Annotated in this window: 23 protein-coding genes; 5 read left to right on the top strand and 18 right to left on the bottom strand. The window is 67.8% G+C overall.

The annotated features are described in order from the left end of the window. The first annotated feature begins 347 nt into the window (after positions 1 to 347). The 3 genes from DDE13_RS15890 to gluQRS all read left to right on the top strand — a co-directional run bounded on the left by DDE13_RS15890 (position 348) and on the right by gluQRS (position 2,758). Entirely contained in the window at positions 348 to 1,595 is a 1,248-nt protein-coding gene (locus tag DDE13_RS15890; RefSeq protein WP_111405267.1) for an OpgC family protein, read from the top strand. An 88-nt stretch (positions 1,596 to 1,683) separates the two neighbouring features. Continuing rightward, a complete protein-coding gene (locus DDE13_RS15895; RefSeq protein ID WP_111405268.1) occupies positions 1,684 to 1,887 on the top strand; it encodes a hypothetical protein in 204 nt (67 codons plus the stop codon). After that, a complete protein-coding gene (gluQRS, locus tag DDE13_RS15900; RefSeq protein ID WP_111405269.1) occupies positions 1,883 to 2,758 on the top strand; it encodes a tRNA glutamyl-Q(34) synthetase GluQRS in 876 nt (291 codons plus the stop codon). The genes DDE13_RS15895 and gluQRS overlap by 5 nt, the downstream gene beginning before the upstream one ends. Here the strand turns inward: gluQRS and hisI are convergent. Further along, positions 2,736 to 3,098: a phosphoribosyl-AMP cyclohydrolase gene (hisI, locus tag DDE13_RS15905; RefSeq protein ID WP_111405270.1), complete on the bottom strand. Its 363-nt coding sequence runs from the start codon at positions 3,096 to 3,098 to the stop codon at positions 2,736 to 2,738. The two genes, gluQRS and hisI, sit on opposite strands and share 23 nt — an antisense overlap. Positions 3,099 to 3,166: 68 nt before the next feature. Here hisI and DDE13_RS15910 point away from each other — a divergent pair, with 68 nt between their 5' ends. Next, positions 3,167 to 3,628 (top strand): iron-sulfur cluster assembly scaffold protein, encoded by a 462-nt coding sequence (locus DDE13_RS15910; RefSeq protein ID WP_111405288.1) that lies wholly within the window; start codon positions 3,167 to 3,169, stop codon positions 3,626 to 3,628. A gap of 138 nt (positions 3,629 to 3,766) precedes the next feature. Here the strand turns inward: DDE13_RS15910 and DDE13_RS23600 are convergent, their stop codons facing one another. The 5 genes from DDE13_RS23600 to sciP all read right to left on the bottom strand — a co-directional run bounded on the left by DDE13_RS23600 (position 3,767) and on the right by sciP (position 9,554). After that, the gene (locus DDE13_RS23600) at positions 3,767 to 3,898 is read right to left on the bottom strand and encodes a hypothetical protein (RefSeq protein ID WP_268951252.1); all 132 of its coding nucleotides are present in this window, start codon (positions 3,896 to 3,898) and stop codon (positions 3,767 to 3,769) included. Positions 3,899 to 3,998: 100 nt separating this feature from the next. Then, positions 3,999 to 6,089, bottom strand: coding sequence for an ATP-dependent DNA helicase RecG (gene recG / locus DDE13_RS15915; protein ID WP_111405271.1), 2,091 nt, complete (start codon positions 6,087 to 6,089; stop codon positions 3,999 to 4,001). Next, a complete protein-coding gene (gene ligA / locus DDE13_RS15920; RefSeq protein ID WP_394340305.1) occupies positions 6,086 to 8,374 on the bottom strand; it encodes an NAD-dependent DNA ligase LigA in 2,289 nt (762 codons plus the stop codon). Before ligA ends, recG begins: the two co-directional genes overlap by 4 nt. A gap of 103 nt (positions 8,375 to 8,477) precedes the next feature. Next, positions 8,478 to 9,185, bottom strand: a complete 708-nt coding sequence (gene ctrA / locus DDE13_RS15925; protein ID WP_111405272.1) for a response regulator transcription factor CtrA — start codon at positions 9,183 to 9,185, stop codon at positions 8,478 to 8,480. A 90-nt stretch (positions 9,186 to 9,275) separates the two neighbouring features. Next, the gene (sciP, locus tag DDE13_RS15930) at positions 9,276 to 9,554 is read right to left on the bottom strand and encodes a CtrA inhibitor SciP (protein WP_111405273.1); all 279 of its coding nucleotides are present in this window, start codon (positions 9,552 to 9,554) and stop codon (positions 9,276 to 9,278) included. A 136-nt stretch (positions 9,555 to 9,690) separates the two neighbouring features. Between sciP and mnmA the strand changes: the two genes are divergently transcribed. Next, on the top strand, positions 9,691 to 10,824 hold the full coding sequence (gene mnmA, locus DDE13_RS15935) for a tRNA 2-thiouridine(34) synthase MnmA (protein ID WP_111405290.1): 1,134 nt from the start codon (positions 9,691 to 9,693) through the stop codon (positions 10,822 to 10,824). Between the two features lie 67 nt (positions 10,825 to 10,891). Here mnmA and lpxB read toward each other — a convergent pair whose 3' ends face one another. From lpxB to pyrH, 12 genes are all read right to left on the bottom strand, one after another. Continuing rightward, a complete protein-coding gene (gene lpxB, locus DDE13_RS15940; protein ID WP_111405274.1) occupies positions 10,892 to 12,040 on the bottom strand; it encodes a lipid-A-disaccharide synthase in 1,149 nt (382 codons plus the stop codon). After that, the gene (locus DDE13_RS15945; protein ID WP_162631050.1) at positions 12,037 to 12,879 is read right to left on the bottom strand and encodes an LpxI family protein; all 843 of its coding nucleotides are present in this window, start codon (positions 12,877 to 12,879) and stop codon (positions 12,037 to 12,039) included. The genes lpxB and DDE13_RS15945 overlap by 4 nt, the downstream gene beginning before the upstream one ends. 4 nt (positions 12,880 to 12,883) lie before the next feature. After that, positions 12,884 to 13,681, bottom strand: coding sequence for an acyl-ACP--UDP-N-acetylglucosamine O-acyltransferase (gene lpxA, locus DDE13_RS15950; protein ID WP_111405275.1), 798 nt, complete (start codon positions 13,679 to 13,681; stop codon positions 12,884 to 12,886). Further along, the gene (gene fabZ, locus DDE13_RS15955; protein WP_111405276.1) at positions 13,678 to 14,142 is read right to left on the bottom strand and encodes a 3-hydroxyacyl-ACP dehydratase FabZ; all 465 of its coding nucleotides are present in this window, start codon (positions 14,140 to 14,142) and stop codon (positions 13,678 to 13,680) included. Before fabZ ends, lpxA begins: the two co-directional genes overlap by 4 nt. 75 nt (positions 14,143 to 14,217) lie before the next feature. Beyond that, positions 14,218 to 14,811, bottom strand: a complete 594-nt coding sequence (locus tag DDE13_RS15960) for an OmpH family outer membrane protein (protein WP_162631051.1) — start codon at positions 14,809 to 14,811, stop codon at positions 14,218 to 14,220. Positions 14,812 to 14,836: 25 nt separating this feature from the next. After that, on the bottom strand, positions 14,837 to 17,182 hold the full coding sequence (gene bamA, locus DDE13_RS15965) for an outer membrane protein assembly factor BamA (RefSeq protein WP_235868733.1): 2,346 nt from the start codon (positions 17,180 to 17,182) through the stop codon (positions 14,837 to 14,839). A gap of 138 nt (positions 17,183 to 17,320) precedes the next feature. Next, entirely contained in the window at positions 17,321 to 18,661 is a 1,341-nt protein-coding gene (gene rseP, locus DDE13_RS15970; protein WP_111405278.1) for an RIP metalloprotease RseP, read from the bottom strand. Between the two features lie 81 nt (positions 18,662 to 18,742). Next, complete coding sequence (gene dxr, locus DDE13_RS15975) at positions 18,743 to 19,909, bottom strand: 1-deoxy-D-xylulose-5-phosphate reductoisomerase (protein ID WP_111405293.1); 1,167 nt, start codon at positions 19,907 to 19,909, stop codon at positions 18,743 to 18,745. Between the two features lie 2 nt (positions 19,910 to 19,911). Next, positions 19,912 to 20,703, bottom strand: coding sequence for a phosphatidate cytidylyltransferase (locus DDE13_RS15980; protein WP_111405279.1), 792 nt, complete (start codon positions 20,701 to 20,703; stop codon positions 19,912 to 19,914). After that, on the bottom strand, positions 20,700 to 21,425 hold the full coding sequence (gene uppS, locus DDE13_RS15985) for a polyprenyl diphosphate synthase (RefSeq protein WP_111405280.1): 726 nt from the start codon (positions 21,423 to 21,425) through the stop codon (positions 20,700 to 20,702). Before uppS ends, DDE13_RS15980 begins: the two co-directional genes overlap by 4 nt. Positions 21,426 to 21,465: 40 nt before the next feature. After that, entirely contained in the window at positions 21,466 to 22,032 is a 567-nt protein-coding gene (gene frr, locus DDE13_RS15990) for a ribosome recycling factor (protein ID WP_111405281.1), read from the bottom strand. Between the two features lie 86 nt (positions 22,033 to 22,118). Then, positions 22,119 to 22,853, bottom strand: a complete 735-nt coding sequence (pyrH, locus tag DDE13_RS15995; protein WP_111405282.1) for a UMP kinase — start codon at positions 22,851 to 22,853, stop codon at positions 22,119 to 22,121. Positions 22,854 to 22,918 lie beyond the last annotated feature (65 nt).

A 22,918-nucleotide genomic window follows, 5' to 3' on the forward strand; every position in this document is an offset into this window, starting at 1 on the left:
CCAGCAACCCGCTTCAGAACCCAACAGCGCGTCGCCGCCCCGTCGGTGAAGGGGTGTTTAGGCCCCTGTGCCAAACTCCGCAAGCAGAAAATTCGCGGCCCTGTCATTTTTTCGTTGGAAAGCCGTCAAGCCCCTGCCGATGAACGATTTTCAAGCAGGTCTCGCCCGCGCAACCGGCAGCATTGGCCCGTTGCAAGGCTGCGAAAAACGGCACAGGCGGCGACTCGCTGCCGGCATTGGCAGCTTTCCGCGAGACGTGACCCCGGCGTGATCGCTGCCGCATGGACAAGCCCCCCCTGTCGCCAGACATACTGCACGCGGACACCACCCCCGAAGGACACATCGCCATGACCGCGCCCCGCCCGTCCGTGCCATCCGCCCCACCGACAGGCCGCGATCTGCGGCTCGACCTGTTTCGCGGCTGCGCCATGATCATCATTCTCGTGGCCCATATCCCGTTCAACCGGCTCTCCAACTACATCCCCGCCCGCTACGGCTGGTCTGACGCGGCGGACATCTTCGTCTTTTGCTCGGGCATGGCCTCCGCCCTTGCCTTCGGAACCGTGTTCGTCCGGCGCGGATGGGTCATGGGCTCGGCGCGAGTCGCCTATCGTGTCTGGCAGGTCTACTGGGCGCATCTGGGCCTGTTCATCGCCATCGCCGCGACGATGGCTGCACTCGACCTGTCCGGCATCTTCGCCCGCTACGGCAGTTTCGACAAATCCTATGTCGACGCGCTCAACCTCGGCGCCTTCTTCGAGACCCCCCTGCCCGGTCTCGTGGGGCTGACCACCCTGACTTATGTGCCGAACTATTTCGACATCCTGCCCATGTATCTCGTGATCCTCGCCATGATCCCCGCGATGATGGCGCTGGCGCGGGTCGATCCGCGTCTGGCCATGGCGGCATCCGTGGCGCTCTGGGCGGTGGCGCAGACCGGCATCCTGGCCCTGCCGGCGGAGCCGTGGTCGGATCGCCCCTGGTTCTTCAACCCGTTCGGCTGGCAGCTGATCTTCTTCACCGGGTTCGCCTTCGGGCGCGGCTGGCTGCCCGCGCCGCCTGCCTCGCGCGTGCTCATGGCCGCGGCGATCGTGTTCCTGGCCGTGTCGGTCCCGTTCGGGCGCTGGCAGATCTGGACCGAGGTGGAATGGATCCGCGCCTGGCGCGAGGCAAACGCGGTTCTCTTCGACAAGACGAACGCGGGCATCCTGCGCTATCTCCACTTCCTCGCCATGGCTTATCTGGCCGTCGTGCTCGCCGGTCCCGCTGGCGCTCGGCTGCGTCCGCGGGGCACTGGGCTTGCCGCGGAAATCGCGCGCCGGGGTGTGGCGCAGGTCGTGAAGATCGGTCAGCAATCCCTCGCCGTCTTCGTATTCTCCATGTGGCTGGCGCTTCTGCTCGGCTTCCTGCTGGATTTCACCGCCGGACGGGGCTGGTGGCCCACGCTGGCCGTGAACGTCTTCGGCGTGGCGCTGATCCTCGGGGTGGCGCATCTCGCGGCGTGGGTGAAATCGTCCCCGTGGAAGGGACAGGCAACCCCCACCCGGACGCAGACCCCCGCGCAGGACCGCGACCCCGTCCGGGCCACGGGGTGACCCGGCGCAAGGGCTGGCCTGCGTCCCGCATATGCGATTCATATGAAAGTCATACGCGAGTCATACACCAAATCCCCGAGGTCCATCCGTGAACTACATTCTCGCCATCCTCCTGCCGCCGCTGTCCATCGCCATTGCCGGGCGACCGTTCGTGGCGATCGTCACCTTCCTCATCTGGGTGCCGGCGATCATCTTTTCCGGCGGGCTGACGCACCCGATGTTCATCCTGCTCGCGTGGTTCCTGATCCACCAGTCCGGGACCGCGCGGTTGATGCGGAGGGGCAAAGATTAGCGTCGTAAGCCGCTTCGCGCCGTCGCCCACCGGACCGCTGCATCTGGGGCACGCCTTTTCCGCGGCCATGGCCCATGACCTAGCCCGCGCCGCGGGCGGGCGTTTCCTGCTGCGGATAGAAGACATAGACCGCGCCCGCGCCCGTCCCGCGTGGGAAGAACAGGTCTACGACGATCTCGCGTGGTTCGGTCTGCAGTGGGAAACACCGGTCATGCGCCAGTCCGATCGCCTGCCCGCCTATGACGAAGCGCTCGATGTCCTGTGGGACATGGGGCTTCTGTACCCCTGTGACTGCACCCGGCGGGACATCCTGACCGCCCTCGACGCCCCGCAGGAAGGCGCGCCCCACGGCCCCGACGGGGTGATCTACCCCGGCACCTGCCGCCCGGACGCCCCCCCGGCGGGACCACGTCCGCGGGACCGCGCGCTGCGGCTCGACATGGCGCGCGCCGCGGCACAACTGTCCGGCATGGGCATGACACACGTCCGGTTTCGGGAATCCGGGCCAGTCGGCGGGTTTGCGACGGGCGCAAACCTGCCCGACCTGCCGGATCTGCTTGGCGATATCGTCCTCGCCCGGCGGGACATGGGCACGAGCTATCACCTGTCGGTCGTTGTGGACGATGCGGCGCAAGGCATCACCGATGTGATGCGCGGTGCCGACCTTGGCCCAGCCACGCTGATTCATGTCCTGCTTCAACGGCTGCTGGGCCTGCCGACGCCCGTTTATCATCACCACCGGCTGATCCGGGACGATGCGGGCAAGCGGCTGGCAAAGCGCGACGATGCCCGCGCCATCGCCGCCTATCGCGCCGACGGGCTGACACCGACAGACCTGCGGGCGATACTCAGCCTGCCTCCGGCGCCATGATCTCGACCTCGGACCCGTCAAGGATTGCCGTGTAGAAACAGGACCTGCGGTTGGTATGGCAGGCCGGGCCCTGCTGCCGCACCAGCGCCAGCAGGCAATCGCGGTCGCAATCCACCCGCAACTCCACCAGCGTCTGGACGTGGCCCGAGCTTTCGCCCTTCACCCAGAACGCCTGACGCGAACGCGACCAATAGGTGACCCGACCTGTTTCCAGCGTGCGCCGGACCGACGCTTCGGACATCCACGCCATCATCAACACCGCTCCGCTTTCGGCGTCCTGCGCGATGCACGGCACCAGCCCGGCTGCGTCGAATTTCAGGCTGGCGGGATCGAAGGACATGGCCCATCCTTTGCTTGGCAGATGCTGACCGCTATGTATCGACCGAACAGACGAAGGGAAAGCCGCCCGTGTCGGACACCGCGCTCATCAATCTCTACTCCCGCCAGATCCTCGCACTGGCGGCAGACATCCCCCATATCGGGCGACTCGACGCGCCCCTTGGCACGGCACGGGTGCGCGCACCGCTCTGCGGGTCGGTGGTGACAGTGGACGTCGATCTCGATGGCGACCGTATCACCCGCTTTGCGCAGGACGTGAAGGCCTGTGCACTGGGACAGGCCGCTGCGGCCGTAGTGGGTGCAAACGCCATCGGGGCGACCCGTGCCGACATTGCCGCCGCACGCGATGCGCTGGCCGCGATGCTGAAATCGAACGGCCCCGCCCCGGCAGCGCCCTTCGACGGGCTCGCGGTCATGCAGGCCGCGCAGGATTTCGGCAACCGCCACGCGTCGATCCTGCTCAGCCTCGACGCGACGCTTGCCGCCATCGACGCGGCCACTGCGCAGGACCAAGGCACCGCCTCCACATAAAAAAACGCCGCGCACCGGGGGCAACCGGAGACGCGGCGTCAGTGATGCGAACCGGGGACTGGCGGGACAGGCAGACCCGGCAGCAGGCAGACCATGGGGTGTGGTGACACCCGGTTCGCGGGGCAGTTCGAAGCAGATTCAGATGGCGCCCAGCAGGCTGGGTAGGAACAGCGCGGACAACAGCATCACCGCAAGTGCGGCCATGCCCAGAAGATCCGCCCACAGCGTGTCGCCCGTCCGGGTCAGGGCCGCCTTCACATCCTCAAGCATCGCGTGTCCTCCGATCCATCCGCCGATCCATCCGATGTGTTCTTGCTATGTTCCAACTCGATTCGTGTAAAGGGATTTTTAAGAACTTTACGAGAACACCTCAGCCGACCCGCAGAAGCTGCAGCGCCTTGTCCTGCTCGGTCAGCCACAGCAGCACCCGCATCGCCTGCCCACGCTCGCTGGTCAGCTCCGGGTCGCGGGCAAGAAGGGCACGGGCATCGTCGCGGGCGATGTCCATCAGCCCGGCCATGCTCTCCAGATCGGCGATGCGGAACCGCGGCAGGCCGGACTGCGCCACGCCGATCATGTCGCCCGCCCCGCGCATCGCCAGATCCTCCTCTGCGATGCGGAACCCGTCTTCCGTGTCGCGCAGAAGCGTCAGGCGACGCTGCGCGGTCTCGCTCAACGGCGGATGATACAGCAGCAGGCAGGTCGATTGCACCGCGCCGCGCCCGACCCGGCCCCGCAACTGGTGCAGCTGTGCCAGCCCGAAGGTTTCCGCCTGCTCGATCACCATGATCGACGCGTTGGGCACGTTCACCCCGACCTCGATGACCGTGGTCGCCACCAGGACGCCGGTTTCGCCCGAGACGAAGCGCGCCATGGCCGCGTCCTTTCGCTCGGGCGGCATCTGGCCGTGCACCAGCCCGACCACATCATCGCCCAAGGCCGCGCGCAATTGCTGGAACCGCGCTTCGGCGGCGACCATCGGCACAGCCTCGCTTTCTTCCACCAGCGGGCAAACCCAATAGGCCTGCTTGCCCTCCGCCACCGCGCGCCGCAGATGCGCGACGACCTCATCCAGCCGCGCGGCACTGGTCAGCGCGGTGCGCACGGGGCTGCGTCCGGGCGGCTTTTCGTCCAGCACCGACAGGTCCATATCGCCATATTGCGTCAACGCAAGGCTGCGCGGAATCGGCGTCGCCGTCATAACCAGCACATCCACCCGGTCGCCCTTCCGGCCCAGTTCCAGCCGCTGGCGCACCCCGAACCGGTGCTGTTCGTCGATCACGGCCAGCCGCAGATCGGCGAAGGCCACATCCGCCTGGAACACCGCATGGGTGCCGACAAGAATATGGATGTCGCCCGCCGCCAGATCCGCCAGCTTCCCCGCCCGTGCAGCCCCGGTGTCGCGGCCCGTCAGAACCTCCAACCGCACACCCGCCGCCGCGGCCAGCGGCGCGAGCCCCTCGGCATGTTGCCGCGCGAGGATCTCCGTCGGCGCCATCAGCACACCCTGCCCGCCAGCCTCCACCGCCGCCAACAGCGCCATGAGCGCAACCAGCGTTTTGCCTGAACCGACATCGCCCTGAAGCAGCCGGTACATCCGCAGGTCGCTGGCCATATCGCCGACGATGTCCGCGATGGCGCGGGTCTGCGCCCCGGTCGGCGCGAAGTCGAGCGCGGCCAGAACCCGCGACCGCAGCGCGCCGTCGCCCGCACTCGCCCGCCCTTTAGGCGCCCGTGCCCGGGCGCGCGCCAGCGCGAGGGTCATCTGATGGGCCAGCAATTCGTCATAGGCGAGCCGCTCCCGCGCCGGGGCGCGCGGCGACAGGTCCGCCGGGGTATCGGGCGCATGGGCCGACACCACCGCCGCCCGCCACCCGGGCCAGCCGCGTTTTGCCACAAGTGCCGGGTCGGCCCACTCAGCCAGATCCGGCGCACGGTCCACCGCCCCGGCTGCGGCCTTCGCCATCGCCTTCGCGGTCAACCCTTGGGTCAGTGGGTAGACCGGCTCGAAAGGCGGGATCTCGGCCGCGTCTTCGGGCGGCAGAACATGGTCGGGATGGGCGATCTGCGCCATGCCGTCATAGTGTTCGACCTTGCCCGATACGATCCGCGCCGCACCCACCGGCAAAAGCCTTTCCAGGTACCCCCGGTTGGGCCGGAACCACACGAGCGAGAACGCGGTCTTCGCGTCCTCGACCTGCACCCGGTAGGGCCCCCGCCCCGTGCCCGGCTGGTGGCGCAGCACCTTGACCCGGACGGTGGCGACATGGCCCGGCGGCACACCCTGCACACTCTCGCGCAACCGACGGTCGGCCCCGCCTTGCGGCAGGGTGAACAGAAGATCGCGCGGGCGCGTCACATGCATCTGCGCCAGCAGCTTCGCGGTCTTCGGTCCGACCCCCGGAAGCGTGTCCAGCTCTGCGAACAGCGGAAACAGGATCGGCGGGCGCGAGCCTGTCATGCCTCACCGATCAGCGCGCGCCAGCCGGCCTCGTCCACCGTCTCGATCCCCAGATCCGCGGCCTTCGCGGCCTTGGACCCGGCGCCGGGCCCGGCGATCACAAGATCGGTCTTGGCCGATACCGATCCCGACACACGCGCGCCCATCGCCTCGGCCCGCGCCTTGGCCTCGGCCCGCGTCATGGTTTCGAGGTTGCCGGTAAACACGACGGTCTTGCCCGCCAACGCGCTGTCCTGGGTCCGCGGGCTTTCCGCCGCTTCGATGTCCAGTTCGGCCACCAACCGGTCAATCGACGCGCGCTCCTCCGCCTGCGCGAAGGACGTGACCAGCGACCGCGCGACGACAGCGCCGATACCGTCGATGCCGACAAGATCGTCCCAAGCCGCCCGCGCCGCCGTCGGAACTGGCGGCTCCTCTGCCCAGACCGCATCCGCGGCGCGTTTCGGCTGGGCGCGGCGGCCTTCGGCGGCGGCGGCCCTGCGCTCGGCCACCTGCGCGGCTTCGGCCTTGGCAAAGCGCTCCGCGGCAGGGTGTGCGGCATCGACCGCCGCGATCAGCGCATCCCATGTCCCGAAATGCCGCGCGAGATCCTTGGCCGCGACTTCCCCAACATGGCGCAATCCCAACGCGAAGATCAGGCGGTGCAGCGGAATGCGCCGCTTGTCGGCAATGGCGTCGAACAGGTTGCGCGCGCTCGTTTCGCCCCAGCCCTCGCGGTTCTTGAGCTGCTGCATCCCCTGCCCGAAGCGCGCTTCGAGCGTGAAGATGTCGGCCGGTTCCCGTATCCAGCCGTCGGCATGGAACGCTTCGACCTGCTTCGCGCCCAGCCCTTCGATGTCAAAGGCGGCACGCGACACGAAATGGCGCAGCTTCTCCACCGCCTGCGCGGGACAGATCAGCCCGCCGGTGCAACGCCGCACCGCGTCACCCTCTTCGCGCAGGGCGTCCGACCCGCATTCCGGGCAAACCGTCGGAAACGCAAATGGCACGGCATCTTCGGCGCGGCGCGACAGGTCCACATCGGCGATCTTGGGGATCACGTCGCCTGCGCGATAGACCTGCACCCAGTCGCCAACGCGGATGTCGCGGCCGTCGCGGATCGGGGCGCCGGTCGCGTCGCGCCCGGCGATGTAATCCTCGTTGTGCAGCGTCGCGTTCGACACGACCACGCCCCCCACGGTGACCGAGGCAAGGCGCGCCACCGGAGACAACGCGCCGGTCCGGCCGACCTGGATGTCGATGGCCTCCAGGCGCGTCCAAGCGAGTTCGGCGGGAAACTTGTGCGCGATGGCCCAGCGGGGCGTGGTGGACCGGAACCCCAGCCGTGACTGAAGCGCAAGATCGTCGACCTTGTAGACCACCCCGTCGATATCGTAGCCGAGCGTCGCGCGGCGCGCCTCGATTTCGCGGTAATGCGCCAGAAGGTCATCGAGGGTCTCGCAACGCAGGGTCAGCGGGTTGATGCGGAACCCCATCTCGCCCAGTCGCGCCAGCGCCGCGTACTGGCCATCCGCCAGCGGCGCCGACAACTCCCCCCAGCCATAGGCAAAGAAGCGCAGCGGACGCGCCGCGGTGATCCTCGGGTCCAGTTGCCGCAAAGAGCCCGCAGCCGCGTTGCGCGGATTGGCGAATGTCTTGGCCCCGGCTTTCGCCTGCCGTTCGTTCAATGCCGCGAAATCGTCGTGGTGCATGTAGACTTCGCCGCGCACCTCCAGCACGTCCGGCGCGCCGGGGATTTCCACGGGGATCTCGTCGATGGTACGCGCATTGACCGTCACGTTCTCGCCGATCGTACCATCGCCACGGGTGGCCGCGCTGACCAGCGCTCCTCCCTCGTAGCGCAGCGATAGCGACAGCCCGTCGATCTTCGGTTCCGCCGTGAAGGTCAGCGGCGCGTCCGCCCCAAGGTTCAGGAAGCGCCGGATCGTGGCGGCGAACTCGGCCACATCCGCATCGTCGAACGCATTCCCGAGCGAGAGCATCGCCCGTGCATGCGTGACCTTGGCGAAGGCCTCGACCGGTGCCGCGCCCACGCGGTCAGACGGGCTGTCGGTGCGTTTCAGATGCGGGAAGCGGACTTCGATTTCCGCGTTACGACGCTTTAGCCGATCATACTCCGCATCCGAAAGAACCGGCGCGTCCTCGGCGTGATAGGCCGTATCGGCCCGCATCAGGACCTCGGCAAGCCGGTCAAGCTCCGTTCGGGCTTCCGCATCGTCAATCTGTCCGGGCGGTGTGTCGTCACTGCCCTTGCCTGCCTGCGCCCGTTCATCGCGTTTCGTCACGACCGCCCCCGTTTGCCCCTCGTGTCAGACAGGGTGATAGGGTGACCGTCCGCACAGGTCCAGCATCGGCCCGCCGGGCAAGACCGTAAGGACCGCGTTCGGGTCAGGCCTGCAGGGCGACCGGCGCCTCCGCCGCGTCGGGATCGCGCAGCACATAGCCGCGGCCCCACACCGTTTCGATGTAGTTGTCGCCCTCGGTCGCCACGTTCAGCTTCTTGCGCAGCTTGCAGATGAACACGTCGATGATCTTCAGTTCCGGCTCGTCCATGCCGCCGTAGAGATGGTTCAGGAACATCTCCTTGGTCAGGGTCGTGCCCTTGCGCAGGGACAGCAGTTCCAGCATCTGGTATTCCTTGCCGGTCAGGTGCACCGCGTTACCGCCGACACTGACGGTCTTCGTATCCAGGTTTACCACGACTTTGCCGGTCCGGATCAGCGACTGCGAATGCCCCTTCGACCGGCGGATGATGGCGTGGATGCGCGCGATCAGTTCCTCGCGGTGGAACGGCTTGGTCAGGTAATCGTCTGCCCCCGACCCGAACCCCTTGATCTTGCTTTCCGTGTCGTCCTCGCCCGTCAGGATCAGCACCGGCGTCTCGACCCGCGCGACCCGCAATTGCCGCAGCACCTCGTGCCCGTTCATGTCGGGCAGATTGAGGTCGAGAAGGATCAGATCGTAGTCATAGAGCTTCGCCAGATCGACCCCTTCTTCCCCAAGGTCCGTACAATAGACGTTGAGATTGGCATGGGTCAGCATCAACTCGATGCTCTTCGAAATCGTCGGATCGTCCTCGACCAGCAACACGCGCATGACATTCTCCAGTTTTCGCATCGTCAAGGTAAACGTGACCCGCAGGTGTTAACCCAAGGTTACCATGTGTACCTGGAGATGAAAAACAATTTAAAGTTGTCGATATCTTTGCAATGCCGTGGTCTTGAGTGCATCTTCGCCGAACCGTTCCACCGCCAGGCACCAGCTTTCGAACTCGTCGCCCGACAGGTTGTAACGGTTCAGCGCCTCGTCCCGCGACAGCAGGCCGTGCTTGACCGCATGCACCACGACCGCCTTGCGCGACGCCACCCAGCGCACCGTCGTGTCCGGCGGCAGGTCCGCTCGCGACAGGGTCGATCCATCCGGCAGCGTCACGATGCGCGGCCCATCCACTTTCTTGAGATACATCCCGTTTCTCCCACTCAACCACACATTCGGGATGGCGCGAGGGCGCTTAACGGGGTCTGAAACACACCTCTTGTTAATGCGTATGATTTTCCTATATATTCCGCCGAATTCCCCGATACTGGAGTCGTTTCGCGCCATGACGCAGCCCCTCAACTCGCTCGGCTTTCCGAAACCGCCCGCGGATACGCGCGTGGTCGTGGCCATGTCCGGCGGCGTGGACAGTTCTGTCGTGGCGGCCCAACTGGCCGAGCAGGGCTATGATGTGGTGGGCGTGACTCTGCAACTTTACGACCACGGCGCCGCGCTTGCGAAAAAGGGCGCGTGCTGTGCCGGGCGCGACATCCACGATGCGCGCCGCGTGGCCGAGGAGATGGGGTTCCCCCACTACGTGCTCGACTACGAGAACACGTTCCGCGAGGCCGTGATCGACGAATTCGCCGACAGCTACCTGGGCGGGGCGACCCCGGTGCCCTGCATCCGCTGCAACGAACGGGTGAAATTCCGCGATCTGCTTGAAACGGCAAAGGATCTCGATGCCGACTGCATGGCGACAGGGCACTACATCCAGCGCAAGGTCGGCCCCGGCGGACCGGAACTGCACTGCGCCGCCGACGCCGCGCGCGACCAGAGCTATTTCCTGTTTTCCACGACCGCGGAGCAGCTGTCCTACCTGCGCTTTCCGCTTGGGCATCTGCCGTCGAAGCAGGCGACCCGCGACCTGGCGGCGCGCTATGGGCTGAGCGTGGCGGACAAGCCCGACAGCCAAGACATCTGCTTCGTGCCGAACGGTGATTATGCCAGTGTCATCAAGAAATTGCGCCCCGGCGCCGCCGACCCCGGCGACATCGTGGACCTGTCAGGGCACGTTCTCGGCCAGCATGAAGGCGTCATCCACTACACGGTGGGCCAACGGCGCGGCCTCGGGCTCGGGGGGCTGAGCGACCCGCTCTATGTGGTCAGGCTGGACCCGGACGCGCGGCATGTGGTGGTCGGTCCCAAGGACGCGCTTGCGACCCGCACGGTCAGCCTGCGCGAGGTGAACTGGATCGGAGACGGCCCGTTCGACGGCCCGGCGCGGGACATCGCCGTGAAGATCCGCTCCACCCGCCCGCCGCGCGCCGCGATCCTGCGGCCCACGGGTCCTGACACGGCCGAGGTCGAACTGCTTACCCCGGAAGAGGGTGTCAGTCCGGGGCAGGCCTGCGTGTTCTACGCCGACGGCGGCAGCCGCGTTCTGGGCGGCGGCTGGATCACCGGCGGGCGGCGCTGAACGGCACGGAAATCTGACCGGGATTTGGCGCAAATCCCCATCATCGGCGCGTCGGTCGCCACTTCGGCTATCGACCCAGCCCGTCCAGCACCGCCCGCGCCGCGCGCAGACCCGGTGATTCGCGGCCCCGGCCCAACCGATCCATGGTCACCGCGCAGGCGGCGCGCTGCGGAGCGGGATCGTCGAGAACGGCCTCCAGCCCCCCGGCCAGCGCATCGGCGGTGCAGGCGTCCCCCAGGAACTCCGGCACGACCCGCGTGTCCGACACGAGGTTCACGAGCGTCACGGTATCGACCAGCGCCATGCGCCGCATGATCTGCATGGTCAGCCAGTTCATCCGGTAACCGATCACCATGGGCGTGCCCGCCGCCGCCAGTTCAAGCGAAACCGTCCCTGACGCAGCCAGCGCCACGTCCGCCGCGCGGAACGCCGCGCGCTTGCGGGCCGCGTTCTCGGGCGCGACGACATCCACCGGCAGCGGCCAGTCCGCGACGGCGTCCCGGACCATGCTGGCCAGACCGGGCGCCGCCGGCAAAACGGCCCGCGCACCCCGACGCGCCTGCGCCACGCGCCCCAACGCGGCGCCGAACACGGGCGCGAGCCGCGTCACCTCGGACCGGCGCGATCCCGGCAAGGCCAGCAGCAAGGGCGCCTCGCCGACCCCCAGTTCCACGCGCAGCGCCTGCGCCTCGGCCTCCGTCGCCTGCTGTGCCGCGACGACCGGGTGGCCCACAAAATCGCAGCGCATGCCCGCGGCTTCCATCAACGGCGGCTCGAACGGCAGGAGCGCGAGGACCTGGTCGATCATCCGCGCCATCTTGACCGCCCGCCCCGGTCGCCACGCCCAGACCGACGGCGCCACGTAATGCACCGTGCGGATCGACGGATCGGCTGCACGCACCAGCCGCGCCACCCGCAGGCAGAAATCCGGGCTGTCGATGGTCAGAAGCACATCCGGTCTCATCTCAAGCACCGCCGCGACCGTCTGGTGCAGGCGGCGATGCAGATGGCGGTATTTCGGCAGGATCTCGGCCAGCCCCATCACCGACAGGTCCGACATGGGGAACAGGCTCTCGACCCCTCGCGCCTGCATCTGCGTGCCCGCGACGCCTTCGACCACGGCGGTTGGCGCCAGTTCCGATAGCCCGTCCAGCAGCGCCGCACCAAGAGCGTCGCCCGACGCCTCTCCCGCCAGCATGAATATCCGCGGGCTCATGGCTCGCCCTCCTTGCGCACCCACAGGAAGAGGCCCGCCGCGTCCGCCGCGGCGATCACGGCGGGGCGGTCCAGCACCATCACGCCGCCCGCGGCGATGGCGATGCCGGACAGACCCGCCGCAGCGGCCCCCGCCACGGTGTCCGGCCCGATCACCGGCAGATCGATGCGCCGGTCCTGACCGATCTTCGGCCCCTTGAAGAGCACACCGCGGGCCGAAGCCGGGTCGGGCCGCAGGTCGGCAGGCAGTGCCGCCACCTGCGCCAGCATCCGGTCGGTGCCCGGCAGCGCCTCCACCCCCAGCGCGAGTCCACCGGCCACCACGGCGCCCTGCCCCACATCCACCGCCGACAGCGCGGCCACGATGGCGGCGGCGCGCGAAGCGTCCTTGCGGTCGCGCGACCCCGGCTGTGCCCGTGTCAGGACACCGGCGGACGGCAGCAGATCGGGCGCGATGTCATGCGCCGCCCGCACGGCAAAGCCCTCACCTTCGAAGATGTCGAGAACCATGCGCAGTGTCGCGTCATCCCCCCCCTTCAGGCTTGCGAGGATGCGCGGTGCCAGCGTCAGGGTCCGGAAATCGAACTGCGCCGGGTCGAGCCGTGGCCGCGCCACTGCTCCGGCGAACGCCACCTCGCGCACACCCGCCGCCCGCAACGTCTTGAAGAGCGCGCCCAGCTTTTCGACCCGGAACGGGATCACCGGCAGATCGTCGGGATTGTCCACCGGGAAGCCGGCCATCTCGGCCAGTACAACGTCGCGCCCGCGCCCAGCCAGCGCGCGCGCCAGCGCCACCGGAAGCGCCCCGCGGCCCGCGACGATGCCGACCGGCCCCGTCACGGCGTCAGCGCGGCGTCAGGAAATGCCGGTCGCTTTCGGCCAGCAAGAAATCGACGATCTCGCGGACATACGCGCTTTCGGTTTCATCGCCCAGCCGCCGGGCGCGATCCATGAAGGCCCCGTCGCCCTGCGCCAGCATCTGGAACGCCGCACGCAGCGCCGTGATGTCAGACCGCGCCACGCCGCGCCGCTTGAGCCCCACAAGGTTCAGCCCGTCCAGAACGCCGCGCGGCCCCTGCACGAGCCCGTAGGGCATCACGTCGCTCGTGACCATCGTCACGGCGCCGATGATGGCCCCGCGGCCCACGCGCACGAACTGGTGGATGCCGGACAGCCCGCCCACGATCACGTCATCGGCCACGACGCAATGCCCCGCCAGCGCCGCCTGGTTGGCAAGGATGACCCGGTCGCCCACCTGCGCGTCATGGCCCACATGCGCGCCGGTCATGAACAGGCAATCGTCGCCGACCTTCGTGACGCCGCCGCCGCCCTCGGTCCCGGTGTTCAACGTGGCGCCTTCGCGGATGCGATTGCGCTGGCCCACGACAAGCCGGGTCTTTTCGCCCTTGAACTTCAGGTCCTGCGGGATCTCGCCCACGACGGCACCGGGGAAGACGACGCAGCCCGCGCCCAGCTCCGTCCGGCCCGTCACCACCGCGTGGCTCTTCACCACGACATCCGCGGCCAGGCTGACCTCGGGCCCGATCAGCGAGAACGGGCCGATCTCAACGCGGTCACCGATCACCGCGCCGGGCTCCACCACGGCCGAGGCGTGGATGCGGGCGGTGGGCGCGATGCTCATGTGGCGGCACCGCCGCGGTCGATCATCGCCATGAATTCGCATTCGCAGGCGGTCTCGTCGCCGACCGTGGCCAGCCCGTTGAACTTCCAGACCTTGCCGCCGCCGCGCAACGCATCGACGCGCAGGCGCAGGATGTCACCCGGCACGACCTTGCGCCGGAACCGGCACTTGTCGACGCCCATGAAATACACCACAGCGCCGCTGTCGATCAGGCCAAGCGACAGGGACACCATCACGGCCGATGTCTGGGCCAGCGCCTCGACGATCAGCACGCCGGGCAACACCGGCAGGCCGGGGAAATGCCCGTTGAACTGCGGCTCGTTGATCGACACGTTCTTGATGCCCACGGCGGATTTCGACGGTTCGATATCCTCGACGCGGTCCACCAGCAGGAACGGGTAACGATGGGGGATCGCGCGCTGGATCAGGGCGATATCTGCGCTGCGCGGGATGTCGGTCATGGTCGTGTCCTGTCGTGGATCGCGGCTGCGTCTGCCTAGCAACAGCGCCCGCCCGGCACAAGCCGCGGGAACCGGTCAGGGCCGTTGCGGCGCGCTCTGGCCATCCGGATCCGTGCCTGGCGCCGTACCGCCATCCGGTGCCGGGGCCCGGTCCGGCAGCCCCGCACCGCCGCTTGTCCCGTCGCCCAGCCGGGCGTCGATGGCCGCGATGGCGGCGGCGGTGATGTCCACGCCTTCGACCGAGATCAGCACAGCGCCACGATCCAGCAGGACCTGCGCACCCCGCTCCCGCAGAAGATCGGTCAGCACCGGTCCGATCTCGGACAGGAAACGTTGCCGGGCTTCCTCGAACTGGACCTGAAGCGCACGGCCCTTGCGGTCCTGTTCCGTACGGATGCGTTCGACTTTCGTGTCGAATGCCTCGGCGAGCGGTGCGAATTCCGCGGGCGGCAACTCGGCCCGCCGGTCGATCAGCGCGCGTTCCTCGGCGATCAGGTCGGCCTCGATCTCGCGGTTCTCCGCCGTCAGCGCGTCGCGGTCCCGTTCCAGTTCCCGCGTCACCCGCCGCCCGAAGGCGGAGTTGAGAAACAGCGCCTCCTGGTCCAGCGTCGCCACGGCGAGAGAACCCTGCTCCTGCGCCATGACAGGCACGGCGGCCAGTCCCAGCATCAGCACCGCCGCGGCGGCACGCAGCCTAGAACCGGGTCGAGATGCGGAAGTCGAATGTGCGCTCGTCGTCATAGTCTTCCTTTTGCAGCGCGCGCGTGAAATCGAACCGCAGCGGGCCGATGGGTGTTTCCCAGAATACCGTCGCGCCGATCACCTGCCGCAGCTGGAACGAGTCGTCCACCTCCCCGCCGGTGCCCGCGGTATCGTCCAGACCCCAGATCGAACCGAGATCGTAGAACACGCCGCCGCGAATGCCGTATTCCTCGGGCAGGCCCACCGGGAAATCGGCCTCGAACGCGATCCCGGCAGCGTAGTTGCCCCCCAACGCATCCTGGTTGGTGGCCGTCAGGTCGCGCGGACCGATGCCATTCGCGGTGAAGCCCCGCGCGAACTGCCGCCCGCGATAGCGGTCGATCACCCGGCTATTGCCTTCGGTGAAATTGAGCGCGGCACCGCGGAACGATGCGGACACGCCGACATCCTCGTTCAGCACCTTCGTTTCGTACCCGGCGCTAAGGGTCGTTTCCACGAACTGCGTGTCGCCGCCAAGCCCGGCGAAGCTCTGCCCGAACTGAAAGGTGATCCGCGTGTTCGGATCGAGCCCCGCGCGCTGCGAGTTGTAGCTGTAGCTGTAGCCGATGGCCGAGGTGATCAGCCGCCCCTCTTCGCGCTGGATGATCGCCGACGTGCCGTTGTCGCCCGGAATGGCCGGATCGCCGCGCTGCACGTCGCTGATCCCGTCCCGCGACAGCCGGTAGTTCAAGCCCAGCCGCCCGTTGTCGCTGATCGGGAATTCGATGGAGGGCGAAAATCCAAGCTGTTCGGTGTTGAAATCCGCGTTGAAACTGTCGGTGGAGCGGTAAAAGACGTCGAAGCCCCCGCGCACGTCGCGGCCCAGCAGTGCCGGTTCGACGAAGCTGATCGAGGAGCTGTTGTTGTCGATGCCCCCACTCAGGTTCACGTTCACGAACTGCCCGCGCCCAAGGAAATTGCGTTCGCTCAGCCCCACGGCGAAGCCGAACCCTTCGTCAAGCGAATACGATCCGCCCAGTGTCAGCGACCCGGTGGGCTGTTCCTCGACATTCACATCCACGATCACCCGGTCAGGCGCCGTGCCCTCACGCGTGGTGACGTCGGAATTGGCGAAGAACCCCAGCGCGCGGATCCGTTCGGCGCTGTCACGGATCTCGCGGGGGTTGAACGGATCGCCTTCGACCACCCGGAACTGCCGCCGGATCACCCGGTCGAGCGTGGTGGCGTTGCCTTCGATGTCGATGCGTTCCACCAGGATACGCGGACCGCGGACAAGGTTGAACGCCACGTCCAGCGTCAGCTCGCGGTCGTTGCGGGTGATGACCGGGTCGGCACGGATGAAATCGAATCCCAGCTCGATCGCCTCGCGCTCCAGCCTGGCCACGGTGTCCTCGATCCGGGTAGGCGAATAGGTCTGCCCGGAGCGCGCACGAACGACGCGCTCGAACGCGGCGATCTCCAGTCCCGGCACGTCAGTCGTCACGGACACCTCGCCCAGCGTGAACCGCTGGCCCTCGCGCAGATTGAAGGTCAGGAAGAACGCGTCCCGCTCGCGCGAGAATTCAGGCGTCACGGACAGGATCTCGAAATCGACGAAGCCGCGCGAACTGTAGAAATCCGTCAGGACCTGCCGGTCGAACTGGATACGGTCCTCCAGGAAGGAATCGCGGCGGATCAACTGTCGGAACAGGCCCGCCTGCTTGGTGCCCAGCACCTGGCGCAGCCGCCGGTCCGAATAGCTGCGGTTCCCGACGAAGCCGATGCGCTCGATCTCCACCACGCCGCTTTCCGTCACTTCGAACACAAGGTCCACCCGGTTCTGGTCGCGCGCGATGATCCGCGGCTCCACCGACGCGGCGACCCGGCCCGCCTGGAAATAGGCGTCCGTGATCGCGCGGGCGTCGGCCGTGGCGGTGGACGGGCTGTAGACCCGGCGCGGCTGCGAGGTGATGAGCCCCTCCAGCACCTCGTCGTTCAGCCGCCGGTTGCCCTCGATGCTGACCTGGTTGATCGTCGGAAATTCCGCGACCTCGATGATGAGCGTGCCACGGGCGGGCGTGACCTCGACGCTTTCGAAAAGGCCCGACGCCTGCAGCCGTTGCAGCGCCGCGTTGACCTGTCCGGCGGTCACGGGCTGGCCGGGTTCGATCCCGGCATAGTTCAGCACCGTGGCGGTTTCGATCCGCTGGTTCCCGCGGACCTCAATCTGGGAAAACTGCGCCTGGGCCAGCGCGGGACCGCCCGTCGCAAGCAGCGCCATGACGATCCCGCACAGCGCCGGCCGCGCCCATGGCATCCACCGTGCCGTCATCTCGCCCGTGCCGCGCTGCCTGTTCATCCCGCTGCCCTCTCGCCCCGTCCGGTCCTGCCGACCTTTCCAGCGGGGTTAGTCGCGCGAAGGGTGCTTGTCAAAACGGCAATGGCGACAGGTGCGATTTTGGGCGGCGCTGCTGCGCGCGCGCCATCACGGACAGGATCACGGGCAAAGCCAGATATCGTTCGTCACCGCGAACAGCATCAGCGTGATGATCGCCGCCAGACCACCCGCCATCAGCACCTGAAGCGCACGGTCGCTGGGCGGGCGACCGGTCACGGCCTCGTAGGCATGGAACACCAGGTGTCCGCCATCCAGTACCGGCACCGGAAAAAGGTTCATCAGCCCCACGGCGGTGGACAGCACCGCGATGAACCAAACGAAGCTCGCCAGGCCCTGCGACGCCGCCGCACCCGAGGTTTCCGCGATGCCCACGGGGCCCGACAGGTTGCAGGTGCTGATGGCCCCGGTTATCATATGGTACATGCCCGACAGCGACTGGCGGATGATGTAGCCGGTCTGGTCCACGCCCGACGCCAGCGCCGCGAATGGCCCCGGCGTCACGGTCTCCGGCGTGAAGAACAGCCCGCCGGTCACCCCGATCAGGTAACGCGCCTCGAACCCGCCATCGGGCAGCGGCACGTCGGTCCGCCGCGCGGTCAGTTCGCGCGAGAATGTCGCGCCGTCGCGCCAGACTGTCAGGTCCAGCGCCGCGCCTTCGGATACGAGCACGGCGCTGCGCAGATCTTCGAAGGACGAAATCGGTGCCCCGTCGACATGGGTGATGACATCCCCTTGCTCCAGCCCCGCATCCATCGCCGCCGATTGCGGGCTGACCCCGGCCACCAGCGGCGGATAGGGAAACGGCCCCGGCACCGTCATCTCCTGCCCGTCGCGCAGGATGGTGTAATCGAGTTCCGGCGCCCGCGGCAGATCTTGCACGAAGGCCGCGAACCCGTCGAAATCGGGCACCGCGCGGTCGTGGATCGCCACGATCCTGTCGCCCGGCTGCAGCGCGTCCACGGCCTCGGGCAGCGGGGCCAACTCGGCCACGGTCAGCGGCGCGCGGGCCTGTCCCTGCCACATGACCACCGCGGCGAAGACAAGGATCGACAGCGCGAAGTTGAACACGGGCCCCGCGGCCACCGTCGCCGCCCGCGCCCAGAGCGGTGCGGCATGCATCGTCCGTCGCCGTGTCGCCGCGTCCATCCGGGCGATGGCGGCGCCGTCCGCGGCACTGGCCGCGTCGGCATCGCCAAGGAACTTCACGTAGCCGCCAAGCGGCAGCGCCGCGACCTGCCACAGCGTCCCGCGCCTGTCGCGCCACGAAAACAGTTGCGGCCCGAAGCCGAGCGAGAACACCTCGGCATGGATGCCGCACCAGCGGCCCACGATGTAATGGCCGTATTCATGGATCGCCACGATCACCGACAGCGCGATCACGAATGCCCCGATCGTATAGGCGAGACCGCCGAATGACGGGATCAGTCCGAGAATGTCCAAAACGTCGCTCACCTTTCGTGTCGCACGCGGATCCACAGGCTGGTCCCGCACCGCAAGTCGTGTCCCGTGCTGGGCAGGGGATCAGCCCCGTGCCGCCAGCCAGTCGTCGGCAGTCTGCCTTGCCATGTGGTCCGCGGCCTGTACGCTATCAAGTGTGATCGCAACGTTGAGACCGCCCGCGCCCGCCGCGTGATCCAGAACATGCTCGACCATCGCGGCCATGTCCATGAACCCCAGCCGCCCCGCGATGAAATGATCGAGCGCGCGTTCCTTCGCACCGTTGAACACGGCCCCCGCCAGCCCCCGCGTCTCCATCACGCCGCGCGCAAGGCGCAGCGCCGGGTATCGCGTCTCGCAGGGCGCGCGAAAGGTCATCGCGCCGATCGCCGCAAGATCAAGCCGGGCCACGGGCAGGTCCAGCCTGTCGGGCCAGTTCAGCGCATAGCCGATGGCGTGGCGCATGTCGGGCGGCCCTACATGGGCCATCAGCGCCCCGTCGCGGAACCCCACCAGCGCATGGATCAGACTTTCGGGATGGATCACCGTTTCGATCTGCGCCGGGTCCACGCCGAAGAATTCCCGCGTCTCGATCAGTTCCAGCGCCTTGTTGAACATCGACGCGCTGTCGATGGTGATGCGCTGGCCCATGTCCCAGTTGGGATGCGACGATGCCTCGGCCAGCGTGGCACCGGCCAGCCGCTCCAGCGGCCAGTCGCGGAACGCCCCGCCCGACGCGGTGATGACGATGCGCTCCACCGCGCCCATGTCCTCGCCCACAAGCGCCTGGAAGACGGCGGAATGTTCGCTGTCCACCGGCAGGATGCGCGCGCCGTGCGCCGCGGCCTCCGCCAGCATGAGCGGCCCCGCGCAGACAAGGCTTTCCTTGTTCGCCAGCGCCAGAGTCCCGCCATGCCGCAGCGCCCGCAGCCCCGGCGGCAAGCCCGCGGCCCCCACGATGCCCGACAGCACCCAGTCGGCGGGGCGGTCCGCCGCCTCCAGCAAGGCCGCCGGTCCCGCGGCCGCCTCCACCCCGCTGCCCGCCAGGGCCGCGCGCAGATCGTCCAGCCGGTCGGGATAGGCCGTCACCGCGATCTCGGCCCCAAGCCGCCGCGCCTGGTCGGCCAGCCGCCCCACGTTGGCCCCGCCGGTCAGCGCCACGACCGCGAACCGCTCCGGCGCGCGGGCGATCAGGTCCACGGCGTTCACGCCGATGGATCCCGTGGACCCGAAGACGCTGACCCGCCGCACGGTCATGCCGCCACCGGGGGGAAATCCACCACCCGCTCCACCAAGAGCAGAAAGACCGACGCACCCAGAAGCCCGTCGAACCGGTCGAACACGCCGCCATGCCCCGGCAACAGGCGCGAGCTGTCCTTGACGCCGACATGGCGTTTCAGCGCACTTTGCGCGATATCGCCCAACTGCGACGCCATCGCCATCGCCACGCTCAGGGCCACCACCTCGGGCCCGGCCAGCCCGCGCGCCCAGAACACCGCGCCCAGCAGCCCGGCGCCGATCCAGCCCGCCACGGTGCCCGACCAAGTCTTCTTCGGGCTGACCCGCGGCCAGAATTTCGGCCCGCCGATCATCCGCCCCGCGAAATACCCCGCGATGTCGGTCACCGCCACGACCGCCACCAGCCAGACAAGCCACAGCGCAGACGCGTCGCCACGCAGATCCACCAGCCCGTAACCGGCAAGAATCGCCAGGGTCAGGAACACGCCATGGGCCAGATGCGCCCGCCGCAGCCCCGGTTGCGCAACCAGCACCGGCACCAGCACCAGCGGCAGACCCCAGCCCGGCGGAAGCAGCAGCACCGCGCCCAGCGCCAGCCCCGCGACCGCGGCCACCATCACGGGCCGCGCGGCCTGCGCCATCGCCGACAGCTCCCAGCCGATGGCGGCGACCGCCAGCACCACGAGCGCCGCGAACCACGCGCCGCCGGCCCAGATCGCCGCGACCCCGACCGTCACGAGCACCGCAGACGTTCCCAGCCGCGATGCAAGATCGCCCCATTTCCCGCCTGCAGCCCCGTCCGTCATGTCACGACGGCGCCGAACCGTCTTTCGCGCGACCCGAATTCAAGCAGCAGGTCCGCCAGATGCGCCGGCGAGAAATCGGGCCACAGGACGGGCGTGAAGGCATATTCGGCATAGGCCGCCTGCCAGAGCAGGAAATTCGACAGCCGCGTTTCGCCGGACGTGCGGATCACCAGATCCGGGTCCGGCAGGTCGGCGGTTTCCATATGGGCCGACAGGTGATCCGGCCCGATCTCGGCGGCATCCAGTTCGCCGCGCGCGACGGCACCCGCCAGCCGCTGGGCCGCCCGCGCGATCTCCGCCCGCGCACCGTAATTGAGCGCGATGGTCAGATGCAGCCGGTCATTGTCGCGGGTGCGCGCCTCCAGCCCCTCCATCAGCGCGATCAGCTTGGGATTCAGACGCTCGCGTTCGCCGATGAACCGCACCCGCACGCCATTGGCGTGCAACTCGTCGGCCTCGGTGCGCAGATGGCGCCGGAACAAAGCCATCAGCCCCGCGACCTCGGCCCGCGCCCGGCGCCAGTTCTCGGTCGAAAAGGCGAAGAGCGTCAGGTAGCGCACGTCCTGATCCGGACAGGCGCGCACGATTTCCTTCACCCGCGTCGATCCCGCCTTGTGGCCCCGCAGGCGCGGCAGTCCCCGGCGCGACGCCCAGCGACCGTTGCCATCCATGATGATGGCGACGTGGCCGGGCACGGGATTTCGGCTATCCTTGGCCGCCATCGGGGTCCTCGTTACGGTTCGGTGCTGACGTCTGCCGCGCTCAGACCTGCATGATCTCGGCTTGTTTCGCTTCCAGCGCGGCATCGATCCGGGCGATGTAGGTGTCGGTCAGTTCCTGCACCTCTTGCGACCACACCTTGTGATCGTCCTCGGACATGCCGGCGGCCTTTGCCTTCTTGAGCTGGTCCATCCCGTCACGGCGCACGTTGCGCACGGCGATCTTGGCCTGCTCGGCATATTGCCCGGCGACCTTGGTCAGCTCGCGGCGGCGTTCCTCGTTCAGTTCGGGGATCGGCAGGCGGATGATCGTGCCGTCCACCACCGGGTTGATCCCGAGCCCGCTCTCGCGCAACGCCTTCTCGGCCTTGCTCACCATGCTCTTGTCCCAGATATTGACCGTGAGCATCCGGGGCTCCGGCACGTTCACGGTCCCAAGCTGGTTGATGGGCGTCTGCGTTCCGTAGGCTTCCACCACGATCGGATCGAGCATCGAGGCCGAAGCCCGTCCCGTGCGCAGCGACAGGAATTCCTGCTTGAGCGACGCCATCGCCCCGTCCATGCGGCGTTGCAGGTCGTCGGTATCGATCTCGATCTCGTCTTCGGACATTCGGCCTTGATCCTTCTTCTTCCGGACTGCCGCCCCGGCCGCAGGCCACGGCACGGAATCCGGTGTGATGGTTCCGGGCTATAGCGCTATCCATGCACCCTTGTATAGGTGCCCTCGCCATTCAGGATCCCCCGGAATCCCCCCGTTTCGTCCAGCGAAAACACGATGATCGGCACGTCGTTGTCGCGGGCTAGCGCGATGGCCGAGGCATCCATGACGCCCAGATGCTTCTGCAGGACCTCGTCATACGTGACGTGGTCATAGCGCACGGCATCGGCATGCTTGACCGGATCCTTGTCGTAGACACCGTCCACCTTGGTACCCTTGAAGATCGCCTCGCACTTCATCTCGTTGGCGCGCAGTGTCGCCGCGGTGTCGGTTGTGAAGTAGGGATTTCCCGTCCCCGCCGCGAAGATGCACACCCGCTTCTTCTCCAGGTGCCGCACGGCGCGGCGGCGGATATAGGGTTCGCAGACCTCGTCCATGCGGATGGCGGAAATGACCCGCGTGTTCACGCCCATCCGTTCGAGCGAGGATTGCATCGCCAGCGCGTTCATCACCGTGGCGAGCATGCCCATGTAATCCGCGGTGGTGCGTTCCATGCCCTGCGCGGACCCCTGAAGGCCCCGGAACACGTTGCCGCCGCCGATCACCATGCAGATTTCCACGCCCATCTCGTGAACCGCCTTCACCTCACCGGCGATTCTCTCAACCGTGGGTGGGTGCAGGCCGTAACCCTGGTCGCCCATCAGCGCCTCGCCTGAGATCTTCAACAGCACCCGCTTGAACTTGGTGCGGGTGGGGTCGGTCTGCTCGTTCATGGATGGTCCTGTCGGGTCTGGTGCCGGGTCCGGCGCGTCGCGGAGAAAATGTCGGATTGCCCGTT

Origin of the sequence: Meridianimarinicoccus zhengii, assembly GCF_003254465.1 — a bacterium.
GTDB classification, from domain to species: domain Bacteria; phylum Pseudomonadota; class Alphaproteobacteria; order Rhodobacterales; family Rhodobacteraceae; genus Meridianimarinicoccus; species Meridianimarinicoccus zhengii.

Excerpts from the sequence above, each read along its gene's own strand:
- lpxA (WP_111405275.1), bottom strand. The coding sequence starts at position 13,681 with ATGAGCATCGCGCCCACCGCCCGCATCCACGCCTCGGCCGTGGTGGAG.
- DDE13_RS15980 (WP_111405279.1), bottom strand. The coding sequence starts at position 20,703 with ATGACGGACGGGGCTGCAGGCGGGAAATGGGGCGATCTTGCATCGCGG.
- DDE13_RS15960 (WP_162631051.1), bottom strand. The coding sequence starts at position 14,811 with ATGCTGGGACTGGCCGCCGTGCCTGTCATGGCGCAGGAGCAGGGTTCT.
- pyrH (WP_111405282.1), bottom strand. The coding sequence starts at position 22,853 with ATGAACGAGCAGACCGACCCCACCCGCACCAAGTTCAAGCGGGTGCTG.
- lpxB (WP_111405274.1), bottom strand. The coding sequence starts at position 12,040 with ATGAGCCCGCGGATATTCATGCTGGCGGGAGAGGCGTCGGGCGACGCT.
- DDE13_RS23600 (WP_268951252.1), bottom strand. The coding sequence starts at position 3,898 with ATGCTTGAGGATGTGAAGGCGGCCCTGACCCGGACGGGCGACACGCTG.
- bamA (WP_235868733.1), bottom strand. The coding sequence starts at position 17,182 with ATGAACAGGCAGCGCGGCACGGGCGAGATGACGGCACGGTGGATGCCA.
- mnmA (WP_111405290.1), top strand. The coding sequence starts at position 9,691 with ATGACGCAGCCCCTCAACTCGCTCGGCTTTCCGAAACCGCCCGCGGAT.
- uppS (WP_111405280.1), bottom strand. The coding sequence starts at position 21,425 with ATGGCGGCCAAGGATAGCCGAAATCCCGTGCCCGGCCACGTCGCCATC.
- hisI (WP_111405270.1), bottom strand. The coding sequence starts at position 3,098 with ATGTCCTTCGATCCCGCCAGCCTGAAATTCGACGCAGCCGGGCTGGTG.
- sciP (WP_111405273.1), bottom strand. The coding sequence starts at position 9,554 with ATGTATCTCAAGAAAGTGGATGGGCCGCGCATCGTGACGCTGCCGGAT.
- recG (WP_111405271.1), bottom strand. The coding sequence starts at position 6,089 with ATGACAGGCTCGCGCCCGCCGATCCTGTTTCCGCTGTTCGCAGAGCTG.
- DDE13_RS15890 (WP_111405267.1), top strand. The coding sequence starts at position 348 with ATGACCGCGCCCCGCCCGTCCGTGCCATCCGCCCCACCGACAGGCCGC.
- ctrA (WP_111405272.1), bottom strand. The coding sequence starts at position 9,185 with ATGCGCGTGTTGCTGGTCGAGGACGATCCGACGATTTCGAAGAGCATC.
- fabZ (WP_111405276.1), bottom strand. The coding sequence starts at position 14,142 with ATGACCGACATCCCGCGCAGCGCAGATATCGCCCTGATCCAGCGCGCG.
- frr (WP_111405281.1), bottom strand. The coding sequence starts at position 22,032 with ATGTCCGAAGACGAGATCGAGATCGATACCGACGACCTGCAACGCCGC.